Here is a 6,764-nt window from a genome sequence, read left to right as displayed (position 1 = left end):
AGGGCCGGCGGTGCCGTCCCGTGAGGGGCCGGCCCCTCACCCTCCCCGGTGTTCCGCTCGAGGCGCGGGGTGCGCTTCGCGCACATCGCCTGCGGCGACCGGGAGCCGCTGCGCGGCGCTGCTTCGAGGTTTTTTGTTCCTCTCCGCGGTGCAAACCTATTTCGCTCCGTCGTCTCCGTGTCACCTATTCCGGGCGCGGTCGCAAGCTCCCTTATTTCGCCCGGAATAGGCGTCACTCCGCCGCCTCTACTCAAACGGTTCTTCCCGCCGGAGAGGCACAAAAAAACGATCAGACAAGGGAGCGCCACATCATGCAGTCCACGCCGATGACCGCCGATACCGAACTCGACACCACCACCACGCAGGAGACGCCGGGGAGCCGCGCGGAAGCGCTGCTCGCGACGATCGAGGAGCTGCACCAGCAGGTGTGGGCAGCGGCCCCCGAGCTTCTGATCGAGACGGTGACCGATGACGGCGAGACGTACGAAGCGCTCCGGTGCCCCGTCTGCCAGACGCTCGTGACCGACTCCGGGGAACTCCGCGCGGTGGACGTCTCTACCCGGTGGAGCAGCGCGGAGCCGGACGTGGAGAACCGCCAGATGGACGTCACCGCGGGGGATCACGACTATGGCAGCACGCTCTACTACCTCCACTGGACCGGCGAGGCGCACGCTGTCGTCCCGCCCTCCGGTTGGTCCGAGGACTGGTGCCTGTGACCCACACCGGCCGCGCGTGCTGACTTGTAGGCATGTTTACAAGTCAGCATGTCGCGGTCGGGAGGTGGGAGAGGGCCGGCGGTGCCGTCCCGTGAGGGGCCGGCCCCTCACCCTCCCCGGTGTTCCGCTCGAGGCGCGGGGTGCGCTTCGCGCACATCGCCTGCGGCGACGGGGAGCCGCTGCGCGGCGCTGCTTCGAGGTTTTTTGTTCCTCTCCGCGGTACAAACCTATTTCGCTCCAGCGGCTACGTGCCACCTATTCCGAACGCGGTCGCTGTGCTCCCTTATTTCGTTCGGAATAGGCGTCACTCCGCCGCTTCCACTCAAACGGTTCTTCCCGCCGGAGAGGCACAAAAAAACGATCAGACAAGACGAAAGCCCCGTAGTTGATCTAGAACCACGGGACCCGTCGCGTCGATCCTCGCACAGGGAGAATCGCCATGACCAGCACGACCACCGCCCGCAAGACCACCGCCAAGAAGCGCGCCCCGCGGACCACACCGGAGGAGCGCCGCGAGCAGGCCGCCGCGCTGCACGAGAGCATCACCGAGCAGGTCGAGGCGCTGCGCGACTCCGACCAGTGGCGACGGTTCCTCTCGTTCGCGTCCTCGTTCCACCGCTACAGCCTGGGCAACCTGCTGCTGATCCTCGCTCAGCGCCCCGACGCCTCCGCCGTCGCCGGGTTCCGCGCGTGGCAGGCCAAGGGCCGCCAGGTGCGCAAGGGCGAGAAGGCGATCAAGATTTTCGGCTTCGCTCAGCGAAAGATCGCCGCCGACGAGGAGGCCGAGGAGGGCACCACGACCAGCACCGACGAGAAGGGGCAGAAAGTCCAGACGTACTACCCGCTCGTGTCCGTGTTCGCGATCGAGCAGACCGACCTGATGGAGGGCGCCGAGGATCCCCGCGACATCGCGCAGTTACTCACCGGGGAGCACGATCACGGCGTCATTGCGCCGCTGACGGCCGCTCTCGAGGCCGAGGGGTGGACGGTCGAGCGCCGCCCGCTGCCGCAGGGAACGAACGGCTACGCCGCCCCCGAGGAGCGCACGGTCGTCGTGGATTCCAGCCTGTCGCCGGAGCAGGCCGCAAAGACCTTGATCCACGAGGCCGCGCACGTGCTGATGGGTCACGTTGATGACCTGGAGGAGTACGCGCAGCACCGAGGGCTGATGGAGACGGAAGCCGAGTCCGTCGCGTTCGTCGTCGCCGGGCTCGTCGGATTCGACACCAGCGCCTACAGCGTCGGCTACGTCGCGACGTGGAGCGACTGCAAGGCCGACACGATCCGCGAGACGGCCGCGCGGGTGCTCACCACCGCGCACCGCATCGCCGCGATCCTCGACGCCGACGACGACGAGAGCGACGACGAGAGCTGAGAGGCGGCGGGCCGGCCTTCGGGCCGGCAGTGTGAGGGGCGACCCCCTCACACTCCCCGACATTCCCCGTTCCGGGGAGCGCGAGCTGCACTCGCGCAGCGGTGACGGAGCACCGCCGGTAGGAGGCCGCTACGCGGCCCGTTTCCTCTTTTTCTTCACCTCTCCGCGGTCTCAACCTATTTCGCTCCACCGGCTACGTGCCACCGCTATCGGACGCGCCCTGCGGGCTTATTTCGCCCGATAGCGGCGTCACTGCGCCGCCTCCACTCAAACGGTTCTTCCCGCCGGAGAGGCAAAGAAAAACGATCAGCCAGAGGGAGACACACCATGACTCAGCAGCGCGGCACCCGTACCGAGGTCATCAAGAGCGAGTACCACGGACCCGGGACGGAGGGCATCAGCCGGACCGCCCGTCAGGTGGTCATCGTCGGCGCCGGTGGCCGCGACCCGGTGACCGAGCAGACCCCTGCCGTGCACCTGGTCACCCGCAGCGGAGCGGTCGCCGGGGTGACGCTGCAGCACTTCGAGCCCGTCGAGCCCGTGGGGGAGGGCCGGATCGGCTACATGGCTTCCGACGCCTACGTCGTCGTGCCGGTCGACGTCGCGCGAGCGCTCGACCTGTACCCGGCCGCGTACGCGCTGCACGACCGCAGCGAGACGACCGTCGACTTCCGCGACAACGACTGACCCCCGCCGAGACGAGAAGGAGACAGAGCATGCTCACCATCACCCACACCCCCGAAGCCGGAACCCTCATCGAGGGCACCAGCCGCGGCGACGGCACCGCCGAGATCCTGAAGGCGTCCGGCTGGCGCTGGGGCCGCTCCATCGGCGCCTGGTACGTCCCGCAGTCCCGGGACCGCCTGCCGAAGTGGTGGACCATCAACCGCGCCGCGACCGCCCTGCGCGACGCGGGACACGAGGTCACCATCGAGGCCGAAGAGACGTTCCGCCCGACCGCCGAGGCGGAGGCGGCGACCCTCGAGCGCCAGGCGGCCCGCGTCGACGCGCTCGACGCGAAGGCTGACCGTCGCGCCGAGCAGGCGGACGACGCCGACGAGGCCGCCCGCCGCGCCCTCCGCCGCCTGCCCGAGGGCGGGGAGCCGATCAAGATCGGCCACCACTCGGAGACGCGGCATCGGAACGCGATTGCCAAGGCCGACGCCGCGATGGGTCGCAGCGTCGAGGCCGACCGCGAGGCCACCCGCGCCCGCGCTCGCGCCGACGTCGCCGCGAGGACCACCGAATCCCGCTACGCGCCCGCGATGGTCGCCCGCCGCATCGACCGGCTCGACACCGACATTCGCGGATACACGCGGAAGATCGAGGGCAGCTCGCACAACTTCGGCGGCGGCTACGTCGAGACCACCGCGCCCGCGACCGGCGACCGACTCGACCGGCTGCACGCCGAGCGCGCGCAGCTCGAAGATCAGCGCGACTACTGGTCGGAGGTCCGCGAGGCGCAGGCCGCCGCGGGACAGGTCACGATCTACAGCCGCGAGACGATCGCCAAGGGCGACGCGATCAAGCACAAGCACGGGTGGAGCGTCGTGACCCGCGTGAACCCCAAGACCGTGACCGTCGCGCTGGACTGGAACGCCGGGACGCGCCCCTACTCCGTCGCCTACGCCGACGTGCAAGGACACCGCACCGCCGCGGAACTCGACGCGGCCCGCGAGGCGGTCGCGGAGACGGCCGCGGCGAGCTGAGCGGGCGAGGGCCGGCCTCCGGGCCGGCCCGTGAGGGGCGACCCCCCTCACACTCCCCGGCATCCCCGTTCCGGGGGCGCGAGCTCCGCCCGCGCAGCGGTGACGGAGCACCGCCGAGGGGAAGCCGCTACGCGGCCCGATTCCCCGTTTTCTTCACCTCTCCGCGGTTCAAACCTATTTCGCTCCACCGGCTACGTGCCACCTATTCCGAACGCGGTCGCTGCGCTCCCTTATTTCGTTCGGAATAGGCGTCACTGCGCCGCCTCCACTCAAACGGTTCTTCCCGCCGGAGAGGCAAAGAAAAACGATCAGCCAGAGGGAGCACCCACACCATGCAGACCGCCACCGACTTGCAGACCACGGCTAAGACCTATCTCACGCTCGCAAACACCCGCGCGGTGAGCATCCGCGTCGTGGGCACCGACCCCAAGACGACGCCCTCCGTGCTCGTCACCCGCCGCAAGTCCGGCGTCTGGGAGGCGTGGCACTCCGACGAGCTGCACGGCATCACCAGCGGCTCGTTCCGCCACTGCGTCACCCACGCCCGCCGCGCAGCGATCCGCCGCGTCGCCCCGTTCATGAGCCGCTGAGAGGACCACACCATGACCACCACCGACACCGGCCGCGCGAGCGCCGAACAGCTCGCCCTCATCCTCACCACCCGCCGCGCGGAGTCCGACGAGGACGCCGCCGCCACGGACGCCGAGATCCTCGCGCACGTCCGCAACACCCTGACCCTGCCCGGGGAGGGGTGCCCGGGCGGGTTCCCCGTCACCAACGACGGAAGCGACTACGCGGCCGCGCTGATCGCGTTCCTCACCGCCGCCGAGAAGCAGGACACCGGCGCGGCTTTGGCCGCTTTCCTCACCCCGACCCCGGAGACGGTGGACGAGCGTGCGGCGCGCGTCGAGCTGAACCGGCGGGCGGATGAGGGGTGGCAGGCGCTCTCCCCGGCGGAGCAGGCCGCGCAGATCGCGGCCGTCGAGCGGGTGGAGAACCCCGGCGGGCCGTGCGACTGCGCCAACTGCTACGAGCCCGCCGACCGGTAGCCGCGCGGTGCGGGCCGGCCTGCGGGCCGGCCCGTGAGGGGCGACCCCCTCACACTCCCCGGCATCCCCGTTCCGGGGGGCGCGAGCTGCACTCGCGCAGCGGTGACGGAGCACCGCCGAGGGGAAGCCGCTACGCGGCCTGTTTTTCTGTTTTCTTCACCTCTCCGCGGTTTCAACCTATCTCGCTCCGACGCCTCCGTGCCGACCTTTCCGGACGCGGGCGCAAGCGCCCTTATTTCGCCCGGAAAGCCCGTCACTACGGCGTCTCCACTCAATTGGTTTCATCCCGCCGGAGAGGCAAAGAAAAACGATCAGGAAGACGACAAAAGCCCCGTAGTTTCACTAGAACCACGGGACCCGTCGCCTCAATGATCGCACATTGATCAAGGAGAAACCATCGTGAACACCACCGCAACCGGGACCATCGAGCACATCGACCCGACCGCCCTCGTGATCGAGCAGAACGTCCGCACCAGCGCCCCGCTGACGAAGGAGTTCATCGACTCCATCCGTCAGAGCGGCATCCTGTCGCCCGTGCTCGGACGCCGCGACGAGCACGGCAACGTGATCGTCCGCGCGGGGCAGCGCCGGACCCTCGCGAGCCGTGAAATCGGCCTCGCGACGATCCCTGTCTACGTCGTGGAGGGCGACGACAAGACCGCCGAGCGGATCGTGCAGCAGATCATCGAGAACGACCAGCGCGCCGAACTCACCACCGCCGACCGCACCGCCGCGTGGGCGCAGCTGTCGTTCGAGGGCCTGTCGGCCGCGAGCATCGCCAAGCGCACCGGCACCAAGGCCGCGACCGTGAAAGCGGGACTGGCGGTCGAGGAGTCCGCAGTCGCGCGGACCGCGCTGCACGAGCACGAGCTGACCCTGGACCAGGCCGCGATCATCCTCGAATTTGAGGACGACGAGGAAGCCCGCGCCGACCTCATCACCGTCGCCACCACCAACCCGAGCCAGTTCACCCACACCGCAGAGCGCCACCGCAAGGCGCGCGCCCGCCGCGTCGCCGTCCTCGTGGAGGAGGCGAACCAGGAGGCCGCAGGCTTCACCGTCCTCACCCGCGATCAGGTCGACGGCGAGGGCAGCGCGTGGGTCGTCATCGACCCGCTGCGCACCGAAGACGGCAAGCGCGTCACCGTCGAGCACATCGCGACCATCGAGCCGCGGGGCGTCCTCGTGAGCACCATCTACGACGGCAACACCCACGTCTCCTACGCGATCCAGGACCCCGCCGCCCACGGATTCAGCTACGCCTACAACGCGCCCGCCGCACCCGAGACGGAGGAAGAGAAGGCAGCGAAGTCCGCCGAGCGCCGCATCCTCCTCGCGAACAACCGCGCATGGATCGCCGCCGAGACGGTACGCCGCGACTGGATCACGACGCTCCTGTCCCGGAAGACCCTCCCGAAGGACGCCGAGCGCGTCATCGCCCTGGGACTGACCGCGCACCGCTCGTCGGTGTCGGGCGGGATGGGCAACGGCAACGCGCTCGCGCACACCCTCCTCGGCGTCACCCAGCCCTCCGGCTACCACGCCGACGCGCTGGCCCCGCTGGTCGAGGCGAACCCCGCGAAGGCCCGCCTGGTCGCGCTGGCCGTCGTCCTCGCAGGGCAGGAGGCGAACACGAGCAAAGAGTCCTGGCGCCGCGGCGACGCCCGCGCCGCCGCTCACTTCCGCCAGCTCGCCGCCTGGGGATACGCGCTCTCCCCGGTCGAGCAGGTCGTCACCGGCGACACCACCGCCGCCGACGCGGCGGACCTGAGCTAGCCCGCTCCGCGGGGACCGGCAGCCGCCGGTCCCCGCCCCCCTTCCTCCGACTCTGCAGAAAGGCCCACCATGACCACCACCACGACCCGCTCCCCTGGGCGTCGCCGTGTTGGCACGTCGTGTCCAATGGTGCGGTGCG

7 protein-coding genes are annotated in these 6,764 nt (G+C 69.8%); all 7 read left to right on the top strand.

The genetic code is table 11. The features are described 5' to 3' along the window. Positions 1–311: 311 nt before the first annotated feature. Positions 312–716 (top strand): hypothetical protein, encoded by a 405-nt coding sequence (locus C5C99_RS16420; RefSeq protein ID WP_104256253.1) that lies wholly within the window; start codon positions 312–314, stop codon positions 714–716. Between the two features lie 439 nt (positions 717–1,155). Then, complete coding sequence (locus C5C99_RS16415; protein WP_104256252.1) at positions 1,156–2,091, top strand: ArdC-like ssDNA-binding domain-containing protein; 936 nt, start codon at positions 1,156–1,158, stop codon at positions 2,089–2,091. Positions 2,092–2,418: 327 nt separating this feature from the next. After that, positions 2,419–2,778: a hypothetical protein gene (locus C5C99_RS16410; protein ID WP_104256251.1), complete on the top strand. Its 360-nt coding sequence runs from the start codon at positions 2,419–2,421 to the stop codon at positions 2,776–2,778. Between the two features lie 29 nt (positions 2,779–2,807). Continuing rightward, positions 2,808–3,800, top strand: coding sequence for a DUF3560 domain-containing protein (locus tag C5C99_RS16405; protein ID WP_104256250.1), 993 nt, complete (start codon positions 2,808–2,810; stop codon positions 3,798–3,800). A gap of 332 nt (positions 3,801–4,132) precedes the next feature. After that, positions 4,133–4,390, top strand: coding sequence for a hypothetical protein (locus C5C99_RS16400; RefSeq protein ID WP_104256249.1), 258 nt, complete (start codon positions 4,133–4,135; stop codon positions 4,388–4,390). 12 nt (positions 4,391–4,402) lie between these two features. Further along, positions 4,403–4,849 (top strand): hypothetical protein, encoded by a 447-nt coding sequence (locus C5C99_RS16395; protein WP_104256248.1) that lies wholly within the window; start codon positions 4,403–4,405, stop codon positions 4,847–4,849. Positions 4,850–5,248: 399 nt separating this feature from the next. Then, positions 5,249–6,625 (top strand): ParB/RepB/Spo0J family partition protein, encoded by a 1,377-nt coding sequence (locus tag C5C99_RS16390; RefSeq protein WP_104256247.1) that lies wholly within the window; start codon positions 5,249–5,251, stop codon positions 6,623–6,625. The last annotated feature ends 139 nt before the right edge of the window (positions 6,626–6,764 follow it).

This window comes from Rathayibacter sp. AY1C4 (assembly GCF_002932195.1).
Taxonomy (GTDB): domain Bacteria; phylum Actinomycetota; class Actinomycetes; order Actinomycetales; family Microbacteriaceae; genus Rathayibacter.
This window is presented reverse-complemented; position numbering and strand designations above follow the sequence as displayed.

Coding starts and splice junctions, on each gene's coding strand:
- C5C99_RS16420 (WP_104256253.1), top strand. CDS start 312: ATGCAGTCCACGCCGATGACCGCCGATACCGAACTCGACACCACCACC.
- C5C99_RS16415 (WP_104256252.1), top strand. CDS start 1,156: ATGACCAGCACGACCACCGCCCGCAAGACCACCGCCAAGAAGCGCGCC.
- C5C99_RS16410 (WP_104256251.1), top strand. CDS start 2,419: ATGACTCAGCAGCGCGGCACCCGTACCGAGGTCATCAAGAGCGAGTAC.
- C5C99_RS16405 (WP_104256250.1), top strand. CDS start 2,808: ATGCTCACCATCACCCACACCCCCGAAGCCGGAACCCTCATCGAGGGC.
- C5C99_RS16400 (WP_104256249.1), top strand. CDS start 4,133: ATGCAGACCGCCACCGACTTGCAGACCACGGCTAAGACCTATCTCACG.
- C5C99_RS16395 (WP_104256248.1), top strand. CDS start 4,403: ATGACCACCACCGACACCGGCCGCGCGAGCGCCGAACAGCTCGCCCTC.